The 25,732-nt window shown below is 62.4% G+C and carries 21 protein-coding genes; 6 read left to right on the top strand and 15 right to left on the bottom strand.

What is annotated here, in order from left to right:
• Window positions 1-250: 250 nt before the first annotated feature.
• The gene (locus ABID19_RS12710; protein ID WP_354491596.1) at window positions 251-694 is read left to right on the top strand and encodes a Fur family transcriptional regulator; all 444 of its coding nucleotides are present in this window, start codon (window positions 251-253) and stop codon (window positions 692-694) included.
• A 10-nt stretch (window positions 695-704) separates the two neighbouring features.
• Here the strand turns inward: ABID19_RS12710 and ABID19_RS12705 are convergent, their stop codons facing one another.
• From ABID19_RS12705 to ABID19_RS12640, 14 genes are all read right to left on the bottom strand, one after another.
• Window positions 705-1,550 (bottom strand): metal ABC transporter permease, encoded by an 846-nt coding sequence (locus tag ABID19_RS12705; protein WP_354490925.1) that lies wholly within the window; start codon window positions 1,548-1,550, stop codon window positions 705-707.
• Window positions 1,550-2,407 (bottom strand): iron/manganese ABC transporter permease subunit SitC, encoded by an 858-nt coding sequence (sitC, locus tag ABID19_RS12700; RefSeq protein WP_354490924.1) that lies wholly within the window; start codon window positions 2,405-2,407, stop codon window positions 1,550-1,552. The genes ABID19_RS12705 and sitC overlap by 1 nt, the downstream gene beginning before the upstream one ends.
• Window positions 2,404-3,309: a manganese/iron ABC transporter ATP-binding protein gene (locus ABID19_RS12695; protein WP_354490922.1), complete on the bottom strand. Its 906-nt coding sequence runs from the start codon at window positions 3,307-3,309 to the stop codon at window positions 2,404-2,406. The genes sitC and ABID19_RS12695 overlap by 4 nt, the downstream gene beginning before the upstream one ends.
• Window positions 3,306-4,223 carry a metal ABC transporter substrate-binding protein gene (locus tag ABID19_RS12690; RefSeq protein WP_354490920.1) on the bottom strand — a complete coding sequence of 306 codons (918 nt, stop codon included), beginning with the start codon at window positions 4,221-4,223 and terminating at the stop codon, window positions 3,306-3,308. Before ABID19_RS12690 ends, ABID19_RS12695 begins: the two co-directional genes overlap by 4 nt.
• A 232-nt stretch (window positions 4,224-4,455) precedes the next feature.
• Window positions 4,456-5,304, bottom strand: coding sequence for a DUF1194 domain-containing protein (locus ABID19_RS12685; protein WP_354490918.1), 849 nt, complete (start codon window positions 5,302-5,304; stop codon window positions 4,456-4,458).
• Window positions 5,305-5,422: 118 nt separating this feature from the next.
• Window positions 5,423-7,984, bottom strand: a complete 2,562-nt coding sequence (locus tag ABID19_RS12680) for a GcvT family protein (RefSeq protein ID WP_354490917.1) — start codon at window positions 7,982-7,984, stop codon at window positions 5,423-5,425.
• A 279-nt stretch (window positions 7,985-8,263) separates the two neighbouring features.
• On the bottom strand, window positions 8,264-9,493 hold the full coding sequence (locus ABID19_RS12675) for a hypothetical protein (RefSeq protein WP_354490915.1): 1,230 nt from the start codon (window positions 9,491-9,493) through the stop codon (window positions 8,264-8,266).
• Between the two features lie 21 nt (window positions 9,494-9,514).
• Window positions 9,515-10,987, bottom strand: coding sequence for an aspartate aminotransferase family protein (locus ABID19_RS12670; protein ID WP_354490914.1), 1,473 nt, complete (start codon window positions 10,985-10,987; stop codon window positions 9,515-9,517).
• A gap of 23 nt (window positions 10,988-11,010) precedes the next feature.
• Window positions 11,011-12,018, bottom strand: coding sequence for an NAD-dependent epimerase/dehydratase family protein (locus tag ABID19_RS12665; protein WP_354490913.1), 1,008 nt, complete (start codon window positions 12,016-12,018; stop codon window positions 11,011-11,013).
• Complete coding sequence (locus ABID19_RS12660; protein WP_354490912.1) at window positions 12,015-12,461, bottom strand: EamA family transporter; 447 nt, start codon at window positions 12,459-12,461, stop codon at window positions 12,015-12,017. Before ABID19_RS12660 ends, ABID19_RS12665 begins: the two co-directional genes overlap by 4 nt.
• A gap of 123 nt (window positions 12,462-12,584) precedes the next feature.
• Complete coding sequence (locus ABID19_RS12655; RefSeq protein ID WP_354490910.1) at window positions 12,585-13,937, bottom strand: FAD-binding oxidoreductase; 1,353 nt, start codon at window positions 13,935-13,937, stop codon at window positions 12,585-12,587.
• Between the two features lie 2 nt (window positions 13,938-13,939).
• Window positions 13,940-15,373, bottom strand: coding sequence for a UbiA family prenyltransferase (locus ABID19_RS12650; protein WP_354490908.1), 1,434 nt, complete (start codon window positions 15,371-15,373; stop codon window positions 13,940-13,942).
• A gap of 267 nt (window positions 15,374-15,640) precedes the next feature.
• Window positions 15,641-15,904, bottom strand: coding sequence for a hypothetical protein (locus tag ABID19_RS12645; RefSeq protein WP_354490906.1), 264 nt, complete (start codon window positions 15,902-15,904; stop codon window positions 15,641-15,643).
• A gap of 291 nt (window positions 15,905-16,195) precedes the next feature.
• Window positions 16,196-18,685, bottom strand: a complete 2,490-nt coding sequence (locus ABID19_RS12640; RefSeq protein ID WP_354490905.1) for a mechanosensitive ion channel family protein — start codon at window positions 18,683-18,685, stop codon at window positions 16,196-16,198.
• A 218-nt stretch (window positions 18,686-18,903) separates the two neighbouring features.
• Here ABID19_RS12640 and ABID19_RS12635 point away from each other — a divergent pair, with 218 nt between their 5' ends.
• Genes ABID19_RS12635 through ABID19_RS12620 form a run of 4 tightly spaced genes read left to right on the top strand, consistent with a single transcriptional unit; the run spans window position 18,904 to window position 24,086 of the window.
• Entirely contained in the window at window positions 18,904-20,163 is a 1,260-nt protein-coding gene (locus ABID19_RS12635) for a sarcosine oxidase subunit beta (RefSeq protein ID WP_354490903.1), read from the top strand.
• An 11-nt stretch (window positions 20,164-20,174) separates the two neighbouring features.
• On the top strand, window positions 20,175-20,471 hold the full coding sequence (locus ABID19_RS12630) for a sarcosine oxidase subunit delta (RefSeq protein ID WP_354490901.1): 297 nt from the start codon (window positions 20,175-20,177) through the stop codon (window positions 20,469-20,471).
• Window positions 20,468-23,476 carry a sarcosine oxidase subunit alpha gene (locus ABID19_RS12625; RefSeq protein WP_354490899.1) on the top strand — a complete coding sequence of 1,003 codons (3,009 nt, stop codon included), beginning with the start codon at window positions 20,468-20,470 and terminating at the stop codon, window positions 23,474-23,476. The genes ABID19_RS12630 and ABID19_RS12625 overlap by 4 nt, the downstream gene beginning before the upstream one ends.
• Window positions 23,469-24,086, top strand: a complete 618-nt coding sequence (locus tag ABID19_RS12620; RefSeq protein ID WP_354490897.1) for a sarcosine oxidase subunit gamma — start codon at window positions 23,469-23,471, stop codon at window positions 24,084-24,086. Before ABID19_RS12625 ends, ABID19_RS12620 begins: the two co-directional genes overlap by 8 nt.
• A 54-nt stretch (window positions 24,087-24,140) precedes the next feature.
• On the opposite strand, the gene ABID19_RS12615 is transcribed toward ABID19_RS12620, so the two are convergent.
• A complete protein-coding gene (locus tag ABID19_RS12615; RefSeq protein ID WP_352931955.1) occupies window positions 24,141-24,845 on the bottom strand; it encodes a nitroreductase in 705 nt (234 codons plus the stop codon).
• A gap of 291 nt (window positions 24,846-25,136) precedes the next feature.
• On the opposite strand from ABID19_RS12615, the gene ABID19_RS12610 reads away from it, so the two are divergent.
• Window positions 25,137-25,724: a helix-turn-helix domain-containing protein gene (locus ABID19_RS12610; protein ID WP_354490895.1), complete on the top strand. Its 588-nt coding sequence runs from the start codon at window positions 25,137-25,139 to the stop codon at window positions 25,722-25,724.
• Window positions 25,725-25,732 lie beyond the last annotated feature (8 nt).

The following is a 25,732-nucleotide window of genomic DNA, read 5'->3' as shown; positions in this document are numbered from 1 at the left end:
CGGCGTGAGGTCGAGGTCGAACAATATGTCGAAATGGCGCCAGAAACGGTAAGACGATGCCGGGGGACGCGCCGGTCGGGAAGCGGTTCGACGATGCAACTTCCAGCATCTTGGCATGTAGCCTGTCTCGCGCTCCTTTTGCAATTGCGACGCATTTGAGATAGGACACTGACGTGTCTTGCGGCATGTACCAGCCCGCGGCATGTACCGGGTTGCGACACGCCTGTCGAGACAATCGGAGCTGCACATATTGCCCTCGGAACAGACGATCGCCGCCCTCTGTAAGAAACTCGGCCTGCGCCTCACCCGCCCTCGGCGCGTTATCCTGAGCGTCATTTCCGAATCCAGCGACCATCCGGACGTCGTGGAACTCCACCGCCGTGTCATCGCCATCGAACCGACGATTGCGCTGGCTACCGTCTACCGCACTGTCAATCTTTTGCGGGAAAAGGGTATTCTCGAGCGGCACACCTTTGGCGACGGGCGCGCCAGATACGAGACCGCTCCCCGGGAGCATCACGATCATCTGATCAACATCGAAACTGGTGACCTCGTCGAATTCCATTCGCCGGAGATCGAGCGGCTTCAGGAGGAGATCGCCAGGAAACATGGTTTCACGATCGTCAGCCACCGCCTGGAGATCTACGTGAAGCCGATCCAGAAGCCGCGGCGCGCGCCTCAACCCGGCAAGTGACCGCCTGACGTCAAGCGCCCTCCTCGGTCTCCATCCGACTTGCCTTGAGCGTCGTGACGATTAAGGCGGCGACAAAGACGAGCGATAGCAGCAGCACGATGGTCGGAGCCGGCGCGCTGTCGATGAAGAAAGACAGGTAGACACCGAGAAACGACGCGGCGGCCGCAATGACCACGGACAGGACCAGCATCGTGCTGAACGTCCTCGTCAGCAGGAAGGCGATGGCTCCTGGTGCGATCAGCATGGCTATGGCGAGGATGATGCCGACCGCCTTCAGCGCCCCCACGATGGTGAGCGAGATCAGGCAGAGCAGGCCGTAATGCAGCAGATTGACCTTCAGGCCGACGGCCCTCGCCTGCGCCGGATCGAAGGCGTGTAGCAGGAAATCCCGCCATTTAATGGCGATGGTGCCGGCCGTGATTGCCGCGATGGCGGCCGTCTCGACGATATCGCGCAGGCCTATGCCCAGCATGTCACCGAACAGAATGTGATCGAGATGCACGTCGGACTGGATCTTGACGTAGAGCACGAGCCCAAGGCCGAACATGCCCGAAAAGACGATCCCCATCACCGTGTCCTGCTTGATCCGGCTGTTGTCCTTGAGGAATCCGGTGGCGAGTGCACAGACCATGCCGGCGGCGAAAGCACCGACAGCGAAAGGAAAGCCGACGATGTAGGCAATGACCACACCGGGAAACACGGCATGGGAGATTGCGTCGCCCATCAGCGACCAACCTTTGAGCACGAGAAAACAAGACAGCAGCGCTGTCGGCAAGGCGACCAGCACTGAGATCACCGATGCATTGATCATGAAGCCGAACTGAAAAGGCGACAGAAGCGTGTCGATGAGGCTCATCACGCATTCTCCAGCGCTTGCGCAGCGCGGCGGCGGGCAGCGAGCATGCCGTGCTTGGGTGCGAAGAAGAAGGCGACGAGGAAGATCGCCGTCTGCAGCACGACGATGATGCCGCCGGTCGCGCCGTCGAGAAAATAGCTGACATAAGCGCCAACGAAACTGGTCGCAGCACCGATCACGACCGCAATGACGAGAAGGCGCGGAAAGCGGTCTGTCAGCAGATAGGCCGTCGCGCCGGGCGTCACCACCATGCAGATGACGAGGAAGGCCCCGACGGTCTGCAGCGCTGCCACGGTCGAGGCCGAGAGCAATGTGAAGAACATGATCTTGAGTGCCGTCGGGTTGAGGCCGATCGAGCGCGCATGGCTCTCATCGAAAAAGACAACCATCAGGTCCTTCCACTTGACGAGCAGAATGGCGAGCGAGGCGACACCGATGATGGCAAGCTGCAGCGTGTCCTCCGGCGTGATGGCGAGGATGTTGCCAAGCACGATGGTCTGGATGTTCACCGAGGTCGGCGACAGCGAGACCATGAACAGGCCGAGCCCGAAGAAGGACGAGAAGATCAGGCCGATGATCGCGTCCTCCTTCAGCTTGGTGCGCTGGTTGAGGAACAGCATGGCGGCGGCGGCGAGCCCTCCGGAGAAGAAAGCACCGATCGAGAAAGGCAGCCCGAGCATATAGGCACCGGCCACCCCGGGCACGATCGAATGCGAGAGTGCGTCGCCGATCAACGACCAGCCCTTGAGCATAAGATAGCAGGAGAGGAAGGCACAGACCCCGCCGACCAGTGCCGAAACCCACATGGCGTTGAGCATGTATTGATAGCTGAACGGTTCAAGAAGCAGATCCATCATTCGTCCGGCTCCCGCACCTGCTGCCGCATGGCCGCGTTCTCGCCGTAGAAGACCAGCGGCCGCTCGTCATCGGTGATGACCGCGAGGCGGCGCTTGTCGTCGTCCTCGTGCAGCCCGGCTCCGCCGAGCACAAAATGCCTGAGCACGCCTCCGAATGTCTTTTCCAGATTGGCTTGAGTGAAGGTCTCGGCGGTCGAGCCGTAGGCGAGCACGGTATTCTTCAACAGCACGGTACGATCGCAGAACTCCGGCACGCTGCCCAGATTGTGCGTGGAGACCAGCATCACGCGGCCCTCGTCGCGCAGCGAGCGCAGCAGGTCGACGATGGCGTCTTCGGTCTTCACGTCGACGCCGGTGAAGGGCTCGTCGAGCAGGATGACCCGCCCGTCCTGCGCCAGCGCGCGGGCAAGAAAGACGCGCTTCTTCTGGCCGCCGGACAATTCGCCAATCTGGCGCTTGCGGAACTCGCTCATGCCGACGCGGGCGAGCGCGGCCGAGACAATTTCGCGGTCTGCCGCTTTTGGGATGCGCATCATGCCCATATGGCCATAGCGCCCCATCATGACGACATCCTCGACCAGCACAGGGAAGTTCCAGTCGACCTCCTCGGCTTGCGGCACATAGGCGACGAGGTTGTTGCGCAGCGCCAGCTTGACCGGCATGCCGAGCACTCGTATCTCGCCCTTGGCGAGCCGCACGAAACCCATGATCGCCTTGAACAGCGTCGACTTGCCCGATCCGTTGACGCCCACCAGCGCCGTGATCGTTCCGGTCGGAGTGTTGAAAGTGGCGTCGCGCAAGGCGGTGTGACCATTGCGATAGGTGACGGTGGCGCTCATCACGGAAATGCCTGCCCCTGCATCAGACGACGGGGGGACAGGATTCGCAACGGCTGCATTCATTGCGACAGCCCTTCCGCGAGACCTTTTTCGATGGTGTCGGAGGTCACGCGCAGAAGATCAATGTAGGTTGGCACCGGACCGTCGGTCTCGCTAAGCGAGTCGACGTAAAGCACGCCGCCATAGTGCGCGCCCGTCTCGCGCGCGACCTGCCTGGCTGGCTTGTCGGACACGGTGCTTTCACTGAACACAGTGGCGATCTGGTGCTCCCGGACCGCATCGATCACCTTGCGTACCTGTTGCGGCGTGCCCTGCTGGTCGGCGTTGATCGGCCAGAGGTAGAGTTCCTTCATACCGAAGTCGCGGGCGAGATAGGAGAAGGCGCCCTCGCTCGACACCAGCCAGCGCTTGTCCTCGGGGATCGTACCGAGCTTCTCGCGGATCGGCGTGATGGTCGCCTCGATCTTGGCCTTGTACGCCTCGGCGTTGGCCTTGTAGGTTCCGGCGTTCGCCGGATCATGTTTCACGAAGGCGTCGCGGATGTTGTCGACATAGATCAGCGCGTTCTGCGGCGACATCCAGGCATGCGGGTTCGGCTTGCCGGTATACGGCCCTTCCGCAATGCCCATCGGCTCCACACCTTCGGAAACAACGGCGCCCGGCACGTTCTTCAGGTTCTGGAAGAACCTTTCGAACCAAAGTTCGAGATTGAGCCCATTCCAGAGAATGAGCCGCGCTCCTTGCGCACGCTGGATATCTCCAGGCGTCGGCGCATAATTATGGATCTCCGCGCCAGGCTTGGTGATCGACTCCACGATGGCGGCATCGCCCGCCACGTTCTTCGCCATATCCGCGATGACCGTGAAGGTCGTGACCGCCTTGAATTTCTCCTGCGCGACCGCGGGACCGAAAACCGCGGCAGCAATTGTCACGCCCATCAGCGCTACAAGTGCCGATCGTAGTACCCTCTCAATCATTCGCTTTTCCTCTCGCGCTTCAATGCCTAGCGGCGCCGATTGTGCAATTGAAATCATTTGCATGACGCTGCGGGGGTGCCACATGCTCATATTCTGCAAATGCGACTTAATTGCAAGACGGTTCCAGGAAAAACTTGGAGAAAGCTTGACCGCACGACGGTCGGCCAGAGGATGTGTTTGCGCAAAAACAAAGAGATAGAGCGGTTCGGCGTTACCGTGAAACGCAACCGCTCTAGCGGCTTTCGTACATCCAGCTTCGGTCGCGCCACATTTTCTCGCCGACCTGGCAATCGGTGCCCGGTTTGTCTTGTGCCAGCACCACCGGTGGATGCGCCGCTTCATCCGCAGCCCATTGCGGCGAGGCAGGCCCGGCAAGCTCGAGCACCAGCTTGCGGCGAATCGCTTCGGGAAACTGCGTCCACTCATTGACCGGGATCATGAACGCGCCGGGCCCACCGATGACGCAGTCGGTATAGTAGCGGTCGAGATAGTTGACGTCATAAACGCTGGTGAAGCCGCTCCGGGTCATCAGCGGCAGGCCATTGATGGTGATGCCTTGCTTGACCAACCCGTCACGAACCATATCGACAGGAGCACCTTGATTGTTGGGGCCATCGCCGGAAATGTCGATGACGCGCTTGGCGCCCCGAAAGCCGCTTTCGGCGAAGAGATCGCTGCCGAATTGCAAGGCGCCGGAAATCGAGGTGCGGCGGGCGCTGTTGGGCGCATGGGCGGAGAGCTGCTTGACCACCCGCTCGGCGTCGGCACGATTGGCGATCACCGTCCATGGCACGATGACGTGCTGCCAGGTCGTGCCGGCCCATTCGACATAGGTGACGGCAATCTTGCCATAGGCGCCATCGGCGATGGCCTGCAGTACCGTGTCATGCGTCAGTGCCGCCACATAGCCGCGACGCTGGATTTCGAGCTCGGCCGGCGACATCGAAAGCGAAACGTCAACGGCAAGAACCAGCTCGATGTCGACCGGCTCGGCGGCGCGGGAGTCCGGCGCCAGCACGAGCATCAATACCAGCGCGGCGGCGCCTGAGAGGAGATGTCTTGCGCGGGAAAAAGCAGACATGCCGCAAGGTAAGCGAGAATCGTCGCGTCACAAAGCGAAAAGCCCAGCGCTGGGCTGGGCTCTTGCGTTCACGTTTTTGCGAGGCCAGCCGTCGTAGCGGTCGGCATGCCATCAACGCTCAGCTGCGTGGATTGAGGTTCTCCGGGTCGTAGAGCGGCCTGTAGCCGACAGCGGCCACTTCGACCGGGTACGTCTCGCCGAAATATTCGACTGTCAGCTTGCGGCCCTCCTGGCAATACGTCCAGGGCAGGTAGGCGAGCGCGATGTTCTTGCCGATGGTCGGGCCGTAGGCGATCGAGGTCGTGAAGGATCGGCGGCCGAGTTCGTCGACCAGCGTCTCGCCCGTTTGCGGGTCCATCACCGGCATCGTGCCGACCGGATAACGGGCAACGCCCTTGGAATCGACATTGTCCGTCATGACGAGCGTGCAAAGCATGGCCGGCTGATGGGCGCGCGCGCGATATTCCAGATGCTTTGCCTTGCCGCTGAAGTCGGCCTCCTTGACCTTCGGACGGGCAAGATCGGCCTCCAGCAGATTGTACTCGGTCAGAAGATCCGCGTTCTGCAGGCGCAGGCTCTTCTCCATGCGGCGGCTGTTGGCATAGGTCTCGACGCCAAAAGGCATCACGCCGGTCGAACGCAGCGCATCCCAGACGGCCAGGCCGTCTTCGTATCGCATATGCAGTTCCCAGCCCTGCTCGCCGACATAGGAGATGCGGAAAGCGGTCACGTCCGTTCCGGCAATCCTGACAGGCTTGATCGCTGCGAAGGCAAAATTCTCCGGCGTCAGGCCATCCGGGTCCTCGACGACCTTCTGCAATGTCGACCGCGCATTCGGGCCCCAGATGCCGACGGTGACGTACTTCTCGGTCACGTCGGTGACGGTGACGTCGAAGCCTTTGTCCTGCGCCGTCCGCCTGATGTACTGGAAGTCGCGCGGACCGGCATCGGCGCCGTCGATCACGCGGCAGCGGTCGGCCATGCGGATGACGGTCAGGTCGGCACGCACCATGCCCTGGTCGTCGAGGAAGTGGGTATAAATGCCCTTACCGACGTTGGTATCACCGCCGATCTTGGCCGCGCAAAGCCATTCCATCAGCGCGACATGGTCCGGGCCTTCGACGTCGTACATCGCGAAATGCGATAGGTTGACGATGCCGCAATCCTCGCTCATGGCGAGATGCTCGGCATTGGAGACGCGCCAGAAATGGCGGTTGTCCCATTCGCTTTCGCGCACCGGCACGCGGTTGCCGTATTTCTCGAGCAGATGCTCGTTGGCGGCATAGCCATGGGCACGCTCCCAGCCGCCCAGTTCCATGAAATAGGCGCCGAGTTCCTTCTCGCGCTCCCAGAAGGGCGAGCGGCGCACATTGCGGCCTTTTGAAAAGGGCTCGCGCGGATGGACCGCCGGATTATAGACCTTCATCGCCGTTTCGGTGCAGCGGTCCCAGATGAACTGCTCTTGCGTCTGGTGCGGATAGAAGCGCGCATAGTCGATGGCGTGGTGGTCGATCGACGTCCGGCCATCCGTCATCCAGTCGGCGATGAGCTTGCCCATGCCTGGGCCGTCCTTGACCCAGATCGCGACGGCATACCAGAGGCCCCGCACCTTCTGGCTCTCGCCCATGGAGGGGCCGCCATCCGCCGTCACCTGCAGAAGCCCGTTGAAGGAATGGCTCTCATTGTAGCCCAGTTCGCCCAGGATCGGCGTCAGTTCCATGGCGCGCTCGAGCGGCGCCAGGATCTGTTCCATGTCGAGGTCGCGCTGCGAGGGCGAAAGACGGGCCTGGTTCTTCTCCAGAAGGTCGCGCGGGTGGCAGAGGCGCGGATTGGTCTCTTCGTAATAGCCCCATTCGATCTGCCCGCCTTCGGCGGTCTTGGGATCGCCGGTGTCGCGCATGTAAGCCGAATTGCCCTGGTCGCGCAGCAGCGGCCAGCCGATCTCCTTGCCCGTGCCGGCGAACTCGGTGTACGGGCCGAAGAAGGTGAGCGGATGATCGATCGGCATGACAGGCAGGTCCTCGCCCACCATTTCCGCGATCAACCGGCCCCAGATACCCGCGCAAACAATCACGTAGTCGGCTTTGATTGTGCCGCGGTCGGTCACCACCCCCTTGATGCGGCCGTTCTCGACGATAAGCGACTTGGCCGGCGTGTTGGCGAATGATTTGAGCTTGCCCGAGGCTTCCGCCTGGTCGACCAGCTTGCCGGCAACGGTCTGCGAGCGCGGGATGACAAGACCGGCATCGGGATCCCACAGGCCACCCTGCACCATCTGCTCTTCGATCAGCGGAAATTTTTCCTTGATCTCAGCCGGTTCGATCAAGCGCGCGCGTGTGCCAAAAGCCTTTGCCGAGGCGATCTTGCGCTTGATCTCCGCCATGCGATCGTCGTCGCCGACGCGAGCAACCTCGAGGCCGCCGATGCGGGCGTAATGACCCATCTTCTCGTAGAAATCGATGGAGTAGAGCGTCGTCCAGCAGGACAGGAAATCATGGCTGGTCGTGTAACAGAAATCGGAGGCGTGCGCTGTCGAGCCGATATCGGTCGGGATGCCTGATTTGTCGATGCCGACGATATCGTCCCATCCGCGCTCGATAAGGTGATGGGCGACCGATGCGCCGACAATACCGCCGAGCCCGACGATGACGACCTTCGCCTTTTCCGGAAATCCAGCCATTGCCCGCGACTCCAAAAGTGCTGTTGCGGGCGCCGGCGCCCGCGTGACCGGCGCACAATATGCAGGCGACGGCCATCGCGCTACCGCCTGTTTGCGACACGCCGCACGTGCGGCGCGACCCCTGCGCATAACCCCGAAAAATCGGAATCGGTTTTCGCCGGGATCACGCGCCGAAGAAACCTCTACAGCGTCCTCGTGGGCTTAAAAGGACGCGCGGCACGGGTCTTTGAGATCAGCTGTTTCAAGGGGAAATGATGCGCGCCAGGTTGCAGACGGAGCTCATGGTCTATCTCCCGGAACGACGTGCAACACTGCGGCGCGACGCCCTTTGATGCTGGCCCACAGCGCCATGGAGGGCCCGGCGAGCAACAGGAACGGCGGGATCAGGTTGGGAAAGTAGATGCGGGTGTCGTGGATCGGGAAGACGGTGAACTTGGCCAGCACGCCGAGCACCAGCGCCGCAAACAGGATGCCGGCGCGGCGGTCGAGTTTGAAGTCGGCGCGGCTGGTCGCATACCACCCCGCCAGCGCCAGCACCGAGACGCCGACCCAGTTGTTCAGGCTGACGGCGCGGACCAGGGAGGCGGCAAAGGCCCGGACATAGGCGACAGCCGAGAACGGCGGATCGAAACCGTCCATATTGTAGTGCTGCTCGATGCTGGAGAACCACAGATGCGGCCACCAGCCGGGATGCTGCGCCCAATGCGAGATGGCGAAATAGGCAACCAGGGAGGCTGCGAAGCCGGCCAGCGCGCCCCACGCCCTCTGCCGAAAGGCGACCAGCAGCACGGCGAAGATGGCGAGAAAGACGATGTTATCGGGCCGCGCCATGAAGGCGAGGAAAAGCAAGATCGCCGTTGCCACTTCGCGACCGCGCACATAGGCAAAAAGCCCGCCGAGGAACAGCGCCGAACACAGCAGATCCGGCGTCGCGGCCCGCCCCACATCGCCGAATTCGGCCATGATCAGTACCGCGCCGGCGACCGGCGCCAGCGCCAGCGCGCCTTCCGCACGCAGCCAGAGCAGCGCGATCGCACCGAACAACAGCACCGACAATACCTGTAGCAGCCGCATCGCCTCGACCGGCGACATTACAGAACTCATCGTCGAAAGGATTTCGGCGTAGAGGAACTTGACCCGATACATGCCGAGCAGCGAATGGAAGTCGGTGGCATTTCCAGCCATATGGCTGCGGAAACCGCCACCGTCATCGACCAGCGCCTTGTAGTCGCCCGCCGATACACCGTCCCTGACCGTGCCATAGGCATAGTCGTGCAGCGCCTGCACATCAGGATAGGTGCCCTCCTCGGCGATCGCGAGATAGGGCAGCATGTCCCAATTGGCGTCGGGCATGAACCATGCCATCCCGGCGGTCAAAAGGATGTAGAGCGCGAAGGCTGCCGCCCCGATCGGTGCAGCAAGACGCGCATAGGCGCCCTCGCCCCACGCCAGACCGGCCTCGGTGAGCCGGTCGAGCAGGTTTGTCGGAACGGGGGATTTGGTCAGCATGGTTTCGCTCAGCGGACCTGCCTAGCGGACCTGGCTTTTGACGAAATCCTTCACGATCGACACGATGCCACGCGACAGCAAGCTGTCGAGCGCCTCGATAAAGCGGTCGACATGTTCGCGCTGGCAGATCAGCGGCGGTTCGAGACGGATGACGTTGCGGTTGTATTCGGTGAAGGCGACGAGCACGTCGTAGTCGCGCAGCAGCAGTGCTCCGACGAAGCCGGACAAGGATCCCTTCAGCTTCTCGTCAAGCACGCTGACCACAGGTCGCAGCACCATCGGCAAGGTCTGCGAAAAGTCGTGGAATTCCAGCCCGACCATCAAGCCTTTGCCACGGACGTCCTTGATGATCTTCGGGTACTTCTCCCTCAGCGCCTGCAGGCGTTGCAGGAGGTAATCGCCGGTCACTGCGGCGTTGTCGATCAGCCCCTCGTCGTAAAGCACGTTGAGTGCCTCGATCGAAGTGACGCAGGCTTCGCCCATGCCGCCGAAGGTGGCCATAGCATGGATCATCGCCGTCTTCGGCGTGCCATAGGCCTTCATGTAGACCTCGCGCCGCGCGATCATCGCACCGACCGCCGCCTTGCCGCCGCCGAGCGACTTTGCCAGCGCCGTCACGTCAGGAACGACGCCGTAATGCTCGAAGGCATAGAAGCGGCCGGAGCGTCCATAGCCGCACTGCACTTCGTCGGCGACCCACAGCACGCCATACTGGTCGCAGAGCGCGCGCAGCTTCTGCCAGTATTCGGCAGGCGCCTGGATGATGCCGCCACCGCCCTGGATGGTTTCCAGCACGATGACGCCGACCTCGGGATCGGAGCGGAAGGTGCGCTCGACCGCCTCGATGTCGGCGAACGGGATACGCACGGCATTGTCGGCGACCTTGAAGTCGGCGCGGTAAAGCGAGCCGTCGGTGATCGCCAGCACGCCCTTGGTCTTGCCGTGGAAGGAATTCTCGGCGTAGACGACCTTCGGCCGCTTCGGGCCGGCGGCGCGCTCGGCGAGCTTCACCGCCGCTTCCATGGCTTCCGAGCCGGACGAGCCCAGAAACACCATGTCGAGATCGCCGGGCGAGCATTTGGCGAGATTGTGCGCCAGAGCCGCCGCATATTGCGACATGAAGGCGATGGCGATCTCCTGCCGCTTCTCCTCCTGGAATTTCTTGCGAGCTTCGAGAAGGCGCGGATGATTGTGGCCGAAAGCCAGCGAGCCGAAGCCGCCGAAGAAATCCAAGATCCTGCGGCCGTTCTGATCGATGTAGAACATGCCTTCGGCGCGCTCGATCTTGATCTTGTGGAAGCCGAGCAGCTTCATGAAATGCAGCTGGCCGGGGTTGAGATGCGCCTTGAACAGGTCGGTCATGCGCGCGACGTCCATCGCCTTGGCCTGCTCGACGCTGATCAGATCGGGCTTGGCGATGGTGGCGGGCGAAAGCGCCGGCGCACTGACCGTGGCGCGCGCAGTCGTGTGGTCTGGCTTGGTCATGACGGTCATCTCGAGAGTCTCCTGCTGGCCCTTCACTCGGCGGGCACATGTTTGGCGGCGACGGCATGGCCGTCTTTGTTGGCGCGGTATTCGCCGTAGGCGGCGATCAGCATGTCCTCGTCGCGATATTGCGGCACCCAGCTGAGCTGGCGTTCGGCCTTGGACACGTCGAGCACGCAATCTTCGTCGGCGATCAGATACTGCTCCGGATCCATGATCGGCATGTTCAAGAGGTCGAGCAGGTCGAGCGTGCGCTTGACTGCCCAACCCGGTGTCGGGATCAGGATCGACTTCGAACCGGCATGCCTGATCAGATCGCCGAGTAGTTTCCTGACCGGCGGCGGATTGAGCGAGCCGAGATTATAGGCCTCATCAGGCACCCCCGCCTTCCAGGCGGCGCGCGCGGCCTCGGCGCAGTCGAACACCGAGATGAACTGATACGGGTTCTTGCCCGAGCCGATCATCGGCACCGGAAGGTTCCAGTCGATCAGCTTGAACAGTTTTTCGAGGATACCGAGGCGGCCGGGGCCGATGATGAGGCGCGGCCGAAACAGCGAGATCGACATGCCGCGCTCGCGCCATTCGGCGGCCAGTTCCTCGGTCTTCTGCTTCGACCAGCCATATTCGCCGAGCGGCGCGACCGGATGTTCCTCCGTCATCGGCTGCGTGACGGTATGGCCGTAGATCATGTCGGTCGTGTAATGGACGAGCTTGGCCGCACCGGCCCTGTCCATCGCCTGGATGATGTGCTCGGTGCCGTGGAAATTCACTGGGAAGAAGAACTCGTGCCGCTTGGCGCGCACCTGGATCGGCGACAGCATTTTCGCCGACAGATTGTAGACCATGTCGTCGGCCTTCAGCCCGACCGAACTGACCGAGGCGGGATCGGTTACGTCGCACCTGGCATATCGGACCGAGCGGTAATGCGGCAGATCGCTTTTGGCGATGTCGGCGACAATCACCTCCTCGCCGTCTGCCACCAATTTCGGGGCTAGGTGGCGGCCGACGAAACCGTCACCGCCGAAGATCACATGTCTCATCGAACGATCCCGCTGTGAATCTTGTCGGACGAAAGGGAGGCCGTTTCCTCGTCATGCCCGCGCCCACCCAAATCCCGGCCACTTTGCGCGATCAGCACCGTGCCGACACAGATGAAAGCGATGCCGGCGACACGCCAGGCATTGAGGTCTTCACGGAAGATGAAATAGGCAAAGATCGCAACGGCGACGTAGGCAAGGCTGAGGAACGGATAGGCGAAGCTGAGCTCGACCTTGGACAGCACATAAAGGTGCGACGCCATCGAGATGACGAAGGTGCACAGGCCAAGGAAAACCCACGGGCTGAAGACGATCTGCAACAGTTTCAACAACGGATTGGCGCCCTCGAAGGAAATCGGACCGAGCGACATCATGCCCTGCTTCAGCATGAGCTGCGCGGCGGCATTGGTCATGACCGTGAATAGAATGAAAATGATGTATTTCATGTTATTTCCACAAGCCCATTCATCGGTCTATCTAAAATCTGCAAACATTTCGTGAAGTAGCAAACACTTCGATCAAACCCTGCATTTTAACGATCCATTAACCATGAACTATTCGGATTTTAGCTATTCCGCGGCTTCGGCGGTTGCGTGCCGCGCTTCGAGCTTTTTCGCCGTTCGCGCCCAAAAGCTCGACATGAAGGCGGGGTCGCGGATGGCTTCGAGGTGCTGCCATTCCGGAAAGGACGCGGCGAAGACCTCCGCGTCCATGCGGGCGTCCTTATAAGGATTGACCGCGCCGCCGGCCTCGATCGTGATGTGGTCGAGCTCCTTCAGCAGCGCCAGGGTCGCCCGGCCACGGTTGGGAAAATCCAGCGTCAGCGTAAAACCCGGGCGCGGGAACGACAGCAGTGCCGGCGAACGGACCCCGCCGAAGCGCTTCAGAACTGTCAGGAACGATCCCTGCCCGGCCCGCTTTGCCGCCGCAAGCAACGCCGGCACCGCGCGCCGCGCAGCGTCTTCCGGCACCACGCTCTGGTGCTGGAAAAGCCCGTTCGGTCCGTAGAGCCGGTTCCAGTTACCGACGCCGTCGAGCGGAAAGAAAAACCCCTGGTAGCCGACCTTGCGCGGCGCCGTGGACCGGCCCTTCTTCCACCGGTAGGCGGCATTGAAGGCGGTCAGGAACGGCCGATTGAGCACGTTGAACGGCGGCTGGAACGGCACCGAAAGATTGCCGCCAGCACGCAGGGCAACATGGGAGCCATGCTCGGCGTGATTGCCGGTGAACAGCAGCCCGCGCCCACGTCGGCGGCCGCCGGCAAGTTGGTCGATCCAGGCGACGACGTATTCGTTGGCCTGGTCGGCCGCTTCGGCAAGCTCGAAGAATTCGCCGAGGTCGCGGAACGGCGTCGCCGTCTCGACGATGTCGAGCGATGGCACCCGCATCAGCCGGATCGATGCCGACAGGATCAATCCGGTCAGCCCCATGCCGCCGATCGTCGCCGCAAACAGGCGTGCATTGTCGGTGGCCGAGCAGTAATGGGTCCGTCCATCCGACCTGAGCAGCGTGAAGGATTCGACGTGGCAGCCGAAGGTGCCGCGCCGGTGATGGTTCTTGCCGTGGACGTCATTGGCGATGGCGCCGCCGAGCGTGACGAACTGCGTGCCCGGAACGACCGCCGGAAAGAAGCCGTAGGGCGCCGCATGGGCGATGATGTCGGGCAGAAGCACGCCGGCCTCGGCCTCGATCACGCCGGTCTCGGCATCAAAAGCGCGGATGCGGTTCAGCAGCCGCATGTCGACGACGCTGCCGGCCTCGTTCTGGCAGGAATCGCCATAGGAGCGGCCGTTGCCGTAGGCGAGCAAGGCATCGCTTGTCGCCTTGCCGCTCTTCAGCAGCGCGATGGCTTCAGCCGCCATGATCGCGCCGGACGCCGGCGGGGTGGCAAGACCAAAGCTCTGGAACCGCTCCTTCGCCATGCCTACCAGCCTCCGGCGACCAGAAACACGGCGCCGATGAGCACAACGATCTGGCTGCGCCAATCGCGGATGATGAAGACGACCGGATCGTCATGCATCTCGTCGCGGCGGGCAAGTATCCAGACGCGCATAGTCAGGTAAAGCACGATCGGGGCCAGCGGCCAGACCAGCCAGGGGTGCGGATAGAGCTCGCGCACCGCAACGCTGTCCATATAGAGCGCCAGTACCAGTGCCGAGGAAAAGGCCGAGGCCATGCCCGCCTGGGCGACGATCTCCTGGTCTTCGGTGCGGTAGCCGCGGCCGGCAATGCGCTCGCCGGCCGGAATGGCGGTCGTGCGCAGCTCGACGAAACGCTTCACCAGCGCCAGCGACAGGAAAAAGAAGATCGAGAAGGCCAGCAGCCAGAACGAGACGTCGACACCGGTCGCCGCGGCGCCCGCCAGAACGCGGATCGTGTAAAGACCGGCCAGCGTCAGCACGTCGATCAGCAACATGCGCTTGAACGACAATGAATAGGCGGTGGTGACAATGATATAGCCGCCGAGCACGCCGAGGAATTCGATCGGCAGCAGAAGTCCTGCACCAAGACCTATTGCAAGCAGCACCGCCATCGAACCGAGGCCGAACGGAATCGACAGCGCGCCGCTGGCGAATGGCCGGTTGCGCTTGGTCGGGTGTTTGCGATCGAGTGCGAGATCGAAGAAATCGTTGAGGATGTAGATGGCGGAAGCCACCGCGCTGAACGAGACGAATGCCAGCAGACATTCCCAGATCATGTCGGCGTTGAAGTATTCGTGCGATAGCACCATCGGCACCGCGATCAGCGAGTTCTTCAGCCACTGATGGACACGCAGCATCTTGACGATGGTTCTGATTGTCGGCTTCGGCGCCGGCATCATTTCAGCACTGTGCACGGCCTGCCAGCGCGCGGCATGACGGTCGGGCGCGACGACGATTGCCGTGCGCGCAGCGTCGAACACCTGAAGATCGTGCCGGCTGTTTCCGACATAGTCGAATCCGCCATCGCCGTAAGCGGCGACAAGCGAAGCGCGCTTTCTGCCCGAAGTCATGTTGTAGGGGCCGTCGGTCGCGAGGACGCGGTCGAATATGCCGAGATGTGCGGCGATTGCCTCGGCGAATTTGCGCGGCGTGCCGGTCGCAAGCACGATTTGGCGGCCCTCACCATGTTCGGAGCGAAGGCGCTGAAGCAGCGCCTCACGGTAAGGCAGCGACGCAGGATCGATATCGACGCGGTGAGCGATGGCCTGTTTCAACCTCGCCGGCCCGCCGGCGAGCCAGAACGGCACCAGGAAAACATAAAACGGATTCTTCTTAAGAAGGATGAACAGCCCCTCCCACAACAAATCAGTCGCGATCAGCGTGCCGTCGAGATCGACCGCAAGCGGAATTGCGTTCCTGTCCGACCGCGCGTCCATTTTTCCGTTGCCCTGCCTAAAACCGCATGACCCCAAAACCGATTTTTCGGAAAGGATCACGCGCCGAATCCAAAACCTGCGCCGTGCTTTGGCGTCTTCGGCCCGGTATAGCGGGGAACAGCGCAGCGAACGTTAAAACGCTCGGCACGGCCTGGTCCGCGTGACGGTATTTCCCCCTTCATCGTTAAGCAGCGATGACCCGAAACGATAAAAGGCCGGGCATTTGCCCGGCCTTCGAAACAAGCAGCCAACGCTACTTGACGCGGGTTACTTGATACGGGCGACGCCGCCCGAGATTTCGATCGTTTCCGAACCGGTCAGCGCCTCAAGGTCGCCATTCGGCATGGTAACGAAGCACCCGCTCGGGCAGAATTCCGCGGTTTCGCCGGCGGCCAGCGCCAGCTCCGTCTTGCCGCCGCCTTCGGTCACGACGAGCGTGCGGGTCTCGGCGTCCTTGTTGGTCGCGCTAGCGGCGAAGGCTGAACCGCCCACGGCAAGAAAAGCGACGGCGGCGACGAGAGACTTCCACATTTGCAATATCGGTGTTTCCACCGCCTCTGTTGCATTTCGCAAGGCATTCTCGCCCTTTGCATACGAGCTTATATGACATGGAAGCTGAACGGCAACTGAATGCCGCATTCATGCCGCAATTGCTTTCGCTGCTTTGGAGCCTGACTTGAGGATATGTTGAGATTCAGGTCAGGCCGAGCCGAGAGTGGTGGGTTCCGAGAACCGGAACGGAGCGTACTTTTGGGTACGTGAGTACCGGAAGCGCAGGAAACTGCCGCTCGCAGGCCGGCATCACCTGAATATCGATATATCCTAATCGGGATCCGGCTTGCGGGTCCTGCGCCTCGGTTTGGCCAGGCGTTTCGTCTCGGCTGCGGCTTCAGCCGCCGCACGCTCCTGTTCGGCGAAATCGACTTCGATCTTATCGTCGTCGATTGGCCACGCCTCATGCTTCTTGGTCTCGACGACGGCGCGCGGCGCCGATGGAATTTCGATATGCTGATCGGCGAACGCATCGAGGACGGCAAACCGGATGTCGTTCTGCACGATATTGCCGTTCATCACGTCGGCCAGGAACACGCGGATTTCGAATTCGAGAGCGGCCGGCCCGAAATTGGTGAACAGCACGAAAGGTTCCGGATTCTTCAGCACCAGCGGATGGCTGCTCGCAATCTCCAACAGGACGGCATGGGCCTGCTTGACGTCGCTGCCATAGGCGACGCCGACCTTGATGTCGATGCGGCCGAGCTTGTTGCGATGCGTCCAGTTCCCGACGGCATTGTTGATCAGGTTCGAATTGGGCAGGATCACCGACTGTCGCTGGAACGTCTCGATCTCGGTGGCGCGCACACTGATCTTCTTGACCGTGCCGCTGATGTCACCGGCGACGATCCAGTCGCCGACCTTGAATGGCCGCTCGGCCAACAGGATTAGGCCGGAGACGAAATTGGAGACGACATTCTGCAGGCCAAAACCGATTCCGAGCGACAGGGCGCCGGCGACAAGCGCCAGGTTGGAGAGGTCGATGCCCGCCGCCGAGACGCCGACGAGTGCTGCGAGCGCGACGCCGGCATAGCCGACCGCCAATCGGATCGAATTCCGCACGCCGGTATCGACCTTGCCGCGCGCCATTACCGAGCCGTCGAGCCAGCCCTGGAACCAGCGCGTCAGGAAATAGCCGATGATGAAGACAACGATGCCGCTCAGGATTCCGGTCAACGAGATCGTCACAGAGCCGATGGTAAGGCCCGTCGCCAGCTTGTAGCCCCAGGCCTGGATGTCGCCGGGCTGGAAGCCCCACATCAAAAGGATCAGCGGCAGGAACACCAGCACGATCATGACGTTGATGGCGACGCTGACGACCAGGCCGAGTTGGTCGAGCGCGGTCGGCTCATAGCTGGAATTGACCGACAGCCAGCGCCCGATCGACGTGTTGGCAAAGCCGCCTTCCTCGCTGATCGCCCGCGCCGACAGGAAGCCGATATAGGCGGTGACCAGGATGGTGCCGGTAACCACGACCTGCAGAGAGACGAAGATGGCAAGACCGATATAGCCGAGCAGCGCCGCAGCGATGGTGAATAGGCCTAGCGCGATGGCGGTGTAGCGCAGCCACGCCGGCCAGGGCCGCCAGCTTCCGTCTGGCGCCTTGAACGGTTTCAACAGTCCCATCAGGATCAGGATGACGCCGACGATGATCGTGGCGACAAAACTTCTGGCGATGGTCAGCGACAGCGGGGAGCCCATCTTGTCGTTTACGACCGACAGGAAGTTGTTGACGCCGATCACCACCGCCATCGCGGTCGTCAGCCGCACCAGCCAGCGTGCCGGGCCCGTTTCAACCGGTATGAGCCGCCAGTTCGGCAGCCGCGGCTCCAGCGCCGCGTTGGTCAGCCGGTTGACGCAGAACACCACCGCGATGACCGCGACCAGCGCATTCAGGAAAACACCAATGTCACCGCGCAACACGTTGTAGTAGTTGAAAAAGAACACCGTCGAAACCAGGAAGACGCCGACCGCCAGCGTCGGCAGCAGTGTCGACCAGAACGCCACCGACAGCCGGCTGAGATAGGAGGGGTCCTCCACGGAAGGGTCGGCTTCGAAAACACGCCCGAACAGACGCCGCCCCCCGACAAAAAGCACTGCCGCCAGGCAAAGTGCCGTCAAGGTCGCGGCCAGCACGGCCTGGAACTTGAACTTGAAGGCGAAGGTTAGCCACGATGACACCGCCTTGTAGAACCCGGTGAATTCAGCGTCGGCGTCGGAAATGACCTCAGGGCTCAGTGCATCGGACAGCACGTAGCGCTTGGTAAGCAGGTTGCGAAACAGCTCGCTGCGCATATTGGCGATCTTGTCGATGAGGCCGCTGATGCGGATCGACAGGTTTTGCGCCCCGGCGATGACAGCATTGATCTCGGCCTTTTCGGACGCCAGCGCCTGGCGTTCGGTGGCCACGATGTCTGGCTCGGGTGGCTGGTCCGCAGCCGGCGGCGCCCCGAGCTGATCGAGCCTTGCGTTGATCTCCGAAAGGCGCGGGCGGAAGGCAAGCGCGCTGTTCAGTGCGTCGCGCGACAATTCCTCGAGCTGTAGGCGGATATCGACAAGGCTGGCGTCGTCGACACCGTCTTCCTGGATCTTCTTTTCGAGATTGTCGGTCCTTGTTGTCAGGCCCTGGAGGATTTTCTGCTGATCGGCGACTATCCCGGAGGAAGCCTGATCAAGCCCCTGTGCCGCCGCGCCATGCGACAGCGGCGCTGAGGCGACGATAGCCAAGATCAGAACGAAGCGGAGCAGTCGGAAAAGCATGATTGTTTGGCGACTCACGGGCGGCAAGGCGTTCTAAAGCTTGCCCTTGATAAAGACGCTCATACCTGGGAGCAAGCCGTCCCGCTCCGCCCGCCGATTTCGGCGTCGGCCATTCGAAAAGCGATGGCGCAATATTGGCTTTGCGGCGACGGCCTGCTCTATACTGTGCCGCATCGCCCGGAACGGGCGACAAAAAGCCAGAACGGATAACAGAAAGAATGGCGGAATATTCGGCCTTTTCGCTTCTCAAAAACGCGCTGACCGGCAACAAGGACTGGAAGCCGGCCTGGCGCAAGCCGGACCCGAAGTCATCCTATGACGTGATCGTCATCGGCGGCGGCGGTCATGGCCTGTCGACCGCCTATTATCTGGCCAAGGAGCACGGCATCACCAATGTCGCGGTGCTGGAAAGGGGCTGGCTCGGCTCCGGCAATGTTGGCCGCAACACGACGGCCGTCCGCTCCAACTATTTGCTGCCTGCCAACACCCGCTTCTACGAACATTCGATGAAGCTGTGGGAGAACCTTTCGCACGATCTCAACTACAACGTCATGTTCTCGCAGCGCGGCTGCCTCAATCTTGCCCATACGTCCGGCCAGTTCGATGATCTTGCCCGACGCGGCAACGCCATGCGCCATCTCGGCGTCGACGCCGAACTGATGACGACGGCAGAGATAAAGCGCCTTGTCCCGGCGCTCGACGTTTCCGGTTCGGCGCGGTTCCCTGTTATCGGCGGCCTGATGCAGCGGCGCGCAGGCAGCGCCCGTCACGACGCTGTCGCCTGGGGTTATGCACGCGGCGCCGATCGCCGCGGCGTCGACATCATCGAGAATTGCGAGGTCACCGGCTTCCTGCGCGACGGCGACCGCATTACCGGCGTATCGACGACGCGCGGCGAGATCCGCGCCAAGAAGGTGGCGCTTGCGGTTGCCGGCAGCACCGGACGCGTCATGCAGCTTGCCGGCATCGAAACCATGCCGATCGAAAGCCATGTGCTGCAGGCCTTCGTGTCGGAATCGCTGAAGCCGATCATCGACACGATCCTGACATTCGGCATGGGCCACTTCTATATCTCGCAGTCGGACAAGGGTGGCCTGGTCTATGGCGGCGACCTCGATGGCTACAACAGCTATGCCCAGCGCGGTAGTTTGCCTGTCGTCGATGAGGTGATGAGCGAGATGCTGGCGCTGTTTCCGGGGCTTGCGCGCGTGCGCATGCTACGTTCATGGGGCGGCGTCTGCGACATGTCGATGGACGGTTCGCCGATCATCACCACCGGTCCGCTGCCGGGCATGTATCTCAATTGCGGCTGGTGCTACGGCGGCTTCAAGGCGACGCCAGCCTCCGGCTGGTGCTTTGCCTGGACCATCGCAAAGGACGAGCCGCACGACTTCAACGCACCCTTCACGCTCGACCGTTTCTATCGCGGCCTGGTGATCGACGACAAGGGCCAGGGCGCGACGCCTAGGCTGCATTAGGGTAGGACTCCATGCTGATTACCTGCCCCTATTGCGGCCCGCGCGACGTCATCGAGTTCACTTATCAGGGCGATGGCAACCGCGAGCGCCCTCAGCCTGCCTCACAGAACCTCGATGCCTGGAACGCCTATGTCTATGACCGGTTGAACCCGGCGGGTGACCACAATGAGATCTGGCAGCATTCCGGCGGCTGCCGCGCCCATCTCAGGGTCGTGCGCAACACGCTGACGCACGAGATCTCCAGCGTCGCCTTCGCGCGCGGCGACCACAAAATCGCGGCCCGGCACAAGGCGGGGGGCAAGTCATGAGCCCTCGCCGTACCCATGCCGGTGGTCGGATCGACCGGCTGCGGACCATCCGGTTCACCTTCGACGGCGCGCCTTACACAGGTCATGCCGGCGACACACTTGCCTCAGCGCTGCTGGCCAACGGCGTCACCCTGTTCGGTCGCTCGTTCAAATATCACCGCCCGCGCGGCGTGCTGACATCAGGCGTCGAGGAGCCGAACGCGTTGGTGACGGTGCTGCGCGGCGAGGTCCGCGAGCCCAACATCGCCGCGACCATGGTCGAGATCTATGACGGGCTGACCGCTGTCAGCCAGAACCGCTTTCCGTCGCTGTCCTGGGATGTCAGCGCGGCCAACCAGCTCGGCGGCAAGCTTCTATCCGCCGGCTTCTACTACAAGACCTTCATGGGACCCGCGATCGGCCCGCTGAAGGGCACGCGTTTCTGGATGTTCTGTGAGCATTTCATCCGCCGCGCCGCCGGTCTCGGCCGCGCCGGCGTCGCCCGCGACACGGCGCGCTATGAGCGCATGAATGCTTTCTGCGATGTGCTGGTGGTCGGCTCCGGTCCGGCCGGGCTGATGGCCGCCAGGGCAGCCGCCGACCAGGGCGCGCGTGTCATTCTCAGCGAGCTCGAACCGCATTTCGGCGGCTCGGCCAACTGGTCGGGCGAGACGATCGACGGCATGCCGGCGGCGGACTGGGCAGCGCGAACCGCCGGCCAGCTCGGAGGCTATGACAATGTCCGCCTGCTGCCGCGCACCACGGTCTGGGGCTATTACGACGGCAACACGCTCGCCGCGCTCGAACGGGTCAGCGATCATAAGGAAAGCCCTGGCAAGGGCGAACCGCGCCACCGCTACTGGATCATCCGCGCCAAATCGGTGGTGCTGGCCACCGGTTCCTACGAGCGGCCGCTGGTGTTTCCGGGCAACGACCGGCCGGGTGTGATGCTGGCGCATGCCGCCGAACGTTATGCCAACGAATACGGCGTGCTGCCAGGCAACAAGATCGCAATCTTCACCAACAACGACAGCGCCTATCGCTCCGCCCTTGCGCTGAAGAAGGCAGGTGCTGCCATCGTCGCCATCGTCGACGTGCGCCCGGAGCTATCGAGCGAGATGCGCGGGCTCGCCAATGAAGCGGAGGCCAAGAGCCTTGCCGGTCACGCCGTGGTCGCCACCGAGGGCGGCAAGGCGCTGTCCGGCGTCAAGGTGCAGCGCTTCGACATGGCCAACGGCGCCCTTGCCGGCGATGCGCGCAGCATTCACGCCGACTGCCTGCTGATGTCGGGAGGCTGGTCGCCGACCATCCATCTGGCCAGCCAGGCCGGGGCCAAGGCGGAGTGGAATGCCGCCCGACAGGCTTTCCTGCCACCGAAGCCCAACCAGCAATGGCCAACCCAGCGATGGATTGGCGCCGGCGCCTTCACCGGCAGTTTTTCCACAGCCGAGGCAATCGCCGAAGGCCGTGCCGCCGGGCTTTCGGCGTCGGGTGGAACAGGTGCACCAACAGCCTTGCCGGTCGTCGAAGCAGCCCCCGGCAATCCCGATCCGGCGCCGGTGTTCGAAATCAAGGCCGATGGAAAAAGCTTCGTCGATTTCCAGCACGACGTGACAGCGGAGGATGTGCGACTGGCGCATCGTGAAGGCTTCATCTCGGTCGAGCATCTGAAACGCTACACCACGCTCGGCATGGCGACCGACCAGGGCAAGAGTTCCAACATACCCGGGCTCGCCATCATGGCGGAAGCATTGGGCAAGCCGATCCCGGAAGTCGGCACGACCCGCTTTCGCCCACCCTTTTCGGCGGTGTCGATCGGCTCACTCGCCGCCGAGCGGTTCGGCGATCTAAGGCCCGAGCGGCTGACGCCGATGCATGACTGGCACGTCGCCAACGGCGCGACCATGTATTCGGCCGGCCTCTGGTATCGCCCGATGATTTATGGCCATCCCGGCGAGACGATCGAGCAGGCCTATGTGCGCGAAGCCAGGGCGACGCGCGAGAGCGCCGGCATCGTCGATGTCTCGACGCTGGGCAAGATCGCCGTCCAGGGTCCGGATGCGGCGGAATTCCTCGATCGGGTCTACACCAACATGTTCTCGACGCTGGCTGTCGGCAAGGCCCGCTATGGGCTGATGCTGCGCGAGGACGGCCTGGCCTTCGACGACGGCACGACATGGCGGCTCGGCGAACAGGACTTCTTGATGACCACCACCACGGCCAATGCCGGCAGGGTGATGCAGCATCTGGAGTATTTCCTCGACGTCATCTGGCCGGAGCTGAAGGTCCATGTCACGTCGGTGACCGACGAATGGGCGGGTGCCGCGATTGGCGGGCCAAAGGCGCGAGACATTCTTGCTGCTTGCGTCACCGGCACTGCCGTCGACAACGCCACTCTGCCATTCATGGGCATCGTGCGTGGCAAGATATCAGGCGTGCTTGTCATGATCTGCCGGCTTTCCTTCTCCGGCGAAATGGCCTTCGAAGTGTACTGTGGCGCCGGGTACGGCACCCATGTCTGGGAAGCGTTGATCGAAGCCGGCAAGCCGTTCGGACTGGTGACTTACGGGCTTGAGGCGCTGGGCACGATGCGCATCGAGAAAGGCCACGTCACCGGCGCCGAGATCGACGGCCGCACCACGGCGCGCGATCTGCATCTCGACTGGATGCTGTCGAAGAAGAAGCCCTTCATCGGCTCGGCGATGATGGATCGCGAGGGCCTGATCGCGCCCGGCCGTCTGGAACTCGTCGGCCTGATCTCGCTTGATAACCAGCCGCTCAACGGCGGCGCACATATCGTCGAGGAACTCGACGAAGCCAATCCGCACGATTCCATCGGCCACATCACCGCTTGCTGTTATTCGCCCGCACTCGGCAAGTACATCGCGCTCGCTTTGGTCAAGGACGGCAAGGCACGGCGCGGCACGCGCGCCCATATCTCCGATCCCCTGCGCAACCGGTTCGGCCCGGTCGAGATCGTCTCCAACCACTTCTTTGACCCTGACGGGAGCCGCATGCATGGTTGAGCGCCAATCACCGCTTGATGTGGCACCCATCGAGTTGGCCCCGCTTGAGCCGGAACTGCGCACCGGCTCGCATGGCGACTTCGAACACGGCATCGATGTCATCCTCTCCGAAACCAGGCCGGGGTCGATCCTGCAGCTCGCTGCCTGGCCGGGCCAGGAGAAGAATTTGATTTCTGGTATCCGCGCCGTTACCGGCATTGCCCTGCCCGACGGCGCCGGCGCCGGCAGCACCAACGGCGCGAGGTCCGCATTCGGCTTTGCGCCTGGAAAATTCACCGTAGTGGACGAGGCCGAAGGCCTGGCATCGGCCTTTGCCAGTGCCGTCACCCCTGATATCGGCACGGTGACCGATCTATCGCATGGCCGCACGGCGATCCGCATCGCCGGACCGAAGGCCGAATGGGTGCTGGCGAAATTCTTCGCCATCGACTTCGCGCTGCCGGCTTTCCCGATCGGTGCCGGCCGCTCGACCACGCATCATGACGTCTTCGCCCAGATCCAGCGCACCGGCGCCGACCAGTTCGACATCTACGTATTCCGGTCGTTTGCGCGCTCGTTCTGGAAGGCGCTCTGTCACGCCAGCGAGGAAGTCGGCTACGAAGTGCAGTAGACAGAGGCGGCGCGTCGTCACCTCACTTGGCGCCACCTCATTTGGCGCCTCACCTCATTTGGCGAACGTCACCCACTCTTCCAGCGGCGCGCGGTCGGTGCGGAACTCATTTTCGGGCTTGGATCTGTCCTCATGGCCGAGCGCCATGCCGCAGACGACGATCTCCTCGTCGGGAATGTTGAGCACCGGCCTGATCTGCTTGTGATACGGTGCAAAGGCCGCCTGCGGACAGGTATGCAGGCCCCTGCCCCGCGCCGCTACCATGATGTTCTGCAGGAACATGCCGTAATCGATCCACGAGCCCTTGTTCAGCCGCCGGTCGACCGTGAAAATCATGCCGACCGGTGCGTCGAAGAAGACGAAGTTGCGGTCGTGCTGCGCACGCATCCTGTCCACCTCGCGCCGGCCGATGCCGAGCGCGCCGTAGAGGCCGAAGCCGTTCGCGCGCCGCCGGGTGAGATACGGTTCGAAGAACTGGTCGGGGTAATAGCGATATTCGTCCCAGTCGGCCTTTTCGGCGCGGATGCCGGAATTGAGGATGGCGTCGGTGATCCGCTGCTTGACCTCGCCCTTGGTGACATAGACCCGCCAGGGCTGCATGTTGGTGCCCGAAGGGGCACGCGCGGCAACAGAGAGAATGGCGCGGATCGTCTCATCATCGACCATGTCGGGCAGGAAGGCCCGCACAGAACGGCGTGACGTGATCGCCTCGTCGACGATCGCCGCATCCTTGGCAATCCGGGTGTTGTTTTCCAGCATGGGCCGTCCCTTTACGCGTAATCCCTAACCCGGAATCGATTCCGGAAAGATCATGCGCCGTCCAGAAAATGAGAGAGCATCATTGCGGATCCAATTGACGCGTGGCGCTCTATCGCAAACCTCGACCGGGCGCCCTCACTCGCCGTACGTGGCCGAGCCTTTGCCTGAACCGCCAAAATGGCGCAAGCAAATCTTGTGGCATCATGAAAATCGTCTTGATTTTTTCACGAACTTGACCTCTCATGAAATTTGCACCCAATTTTTCACCATGGGAATTTCAAGAGAATAACGTTGCCCGCAACAGCCGTCAGATCGGAGCAGGAAAACCGCGAACGGCTGCTGGCCGGCGATATCAGGGCGCTGCGTAAGGCGCGCAGGCTGACGCTTGCCGAAATCGGCCTGAAGCTCGGCCGCTCCGTCGGCTGGGTCAGTCAGGTCGAGCGCGGCCTGTCGATCCCGTCGCTCGGCGATCTCAGGACCTTCGCGGAAGTGTTCGGGGTGCCGGTCAGCCTGTTCTTCAGCCACGACGTGCCTGTCGAGAACGAGCGCGGCGTCATCGTGCGCGCCGGCAGCCGCCGCACCCTTGGCACAAGCGATTCCGGCCTTGTGGAGGAGCTTCTGTCGCCCGATCTCGGCGGTAGCTTCGAGATGCTGCGTTCGGTCTTCGCGCCGGGTGCGGAACTAAAGACCGAAGCGCGCCGGCCGACGGAGGAAGCCGGATATGTCGCGTCCGGCAGCTTCGACATCGAGATATCAGGCGTCTGGCACCGGCTTGGTGAGGGCGACTCCTTTCGCTTCGACGGCAAGCCGTTCCGCTGGCGCAATCCTGGAGCGGAGCCGGCAGTAGTCATCTGGGTGGTTTCACCACCTGTTTACTAGAGGTTTGG

Origin of the sequence: Mesorhizobium robiniae (assembly GCF_040545535.1) — a bacterium.
In the GTDB taxonomy this organism is placed as follows: Bacteria; Pseudomonadota; Alphaproteobacteria; order Rhizobiales; family Rhizobiaceae; genus Mesorhizobium; species Mesorhizobium robiniae.
The sequence above is the reverse complement of the archived record's forward strand: the minus strand, read 5'-3'. Positions and strand labels throughout refer to the sequence as shown.

Coding starts and splice junctions, on each gene's coding strand:
- ABID19_RS12705 (WP_354490925.1), bottom strand. CDS start 1,550: ATGAGCCTCATCGACACGCTTCTGTCGCCTTTTCAGTTCGGCTTCATG.
- sitC (WP_354490924.1), bottom strand. CDS start 2,407: ATGATGGATCTGCTTCTTGAACCGTTCAGCTATCAATACATGCTCAAC.
- ABID19_RS12695 (WP_354490922.1), bottom strand. CDS start 3,309: ATGAATGCAGCCGTTGCGAATCCTGTCCCCCCGTCGTCTGATGCAGGG.
- ABID19_RS12690 (WP_354490920.1), bottom strand. CDS start 4,223: ATGATTGAGAGGGTACTACGATCGGCACTTGTAGCGCTGATGGGCGTG.
- ABID19_RS12685 (WP_354490918.1), bottom strand. CDS start 5,304: ATGTCTGCTTTTTCCCGCGCAAGACATCTCCTCTCAGGCGCCGCCGCG.
- ABID19_RS12680 (WP_354490917.1), bottom strand. CDS start 7,984: ATGGCTGGATTTCCGGAAAAGGCGAAGGTCGTCATCGTCGGGCTCGGC.
- ABID19_RS12675 (WP_354490915.1), bottom strand. CDS start 9,493: ATGCTGACCAAATCCCCCGTTCCGACAAACCTGCTCGACCGGCTCACC.
- ABID19_RS12670 (WP_354490914.1), bottom strand. CDS start 10,987: ATGACCGTCATGACCAAGCCAGACCACACGACTGCGCGCGCCACGGTC.
- ABID19_RS12665 (WP_354490913.1), bottom strand. CDS start 12,018: ATGAGACATGTGATCTTCGGCGGTGACGGTTTCGTCGGCCGCCACCTA.
- ABID19_RS12660 (WP_354490912.1), bottom strand. CDS start 12,461: ATGAAATACATCATTTTCATTCTATTCACGGTCATGACCAATGCCGCC.
- ABID19_RS12655 (WP_354490910.1), bottom strand. CDS start 13,937: ATGGCGAAGGAGCGGTTCCAGAGCTTTGGTCTTGCCACCCCGCCGGCG.
- ABID19_RS12650 (WP_354490908.1), bottom strand. CDS start 15,373: ATGGACGCGCGGTCGGACAGGAACGCAATTCCGCTTGCGGTCGATCTC.
- ABID19_RS12645 (WP_354490906.1), bottom strand. CDS start 15,904: ATGTGGAAGTCTCTCGTCGCCGCCGTCGCTTTTCTTGCCGTGGGCGGT.
- ABID19_RS12640 (WP_354490905.1), bottom strand. CDS start 18,685: ATGCTTTTCCGACTGCTCCGCTTCGTTCTGATCTTGGCTATCGTCGCC.
- ABID19_RS12635 (WP_354490903.1), top strand. CDS start 18,904: ATGGCGGAATATTCGGCCTTTTCGCTTCTCAAAAACGCGCTGACCGGC.
- ABID19_RS12630 (WP_354490901.1), top strand. CDS start 20,175: ATGCTGATTACCTGCCCCTATTGCGGCCCGCGCGACGTCATCGAGTTC.
- ABID19_RS12625 (WP_354490899.1), top strand. CDS start 20,468: ATGAGCCCTCGCCGTACCCATGCCGGTGGTCGGATCGACCGGCTGCGG.
- ABID19_RS12620 (WP_354490897.1), top strand. CDS start 23,469: ATGGTTGAGCGCCAATCACCGCTTGATGTGGCACCCATCGAGTTGGCC.
- ABID19_RS12615 (WP_352931955.1), bottom strand. CDS start 24,845: ATGCTGGAAAACAACACCCGGATTGCCAAGGATGCGGCGATCGTCGAC.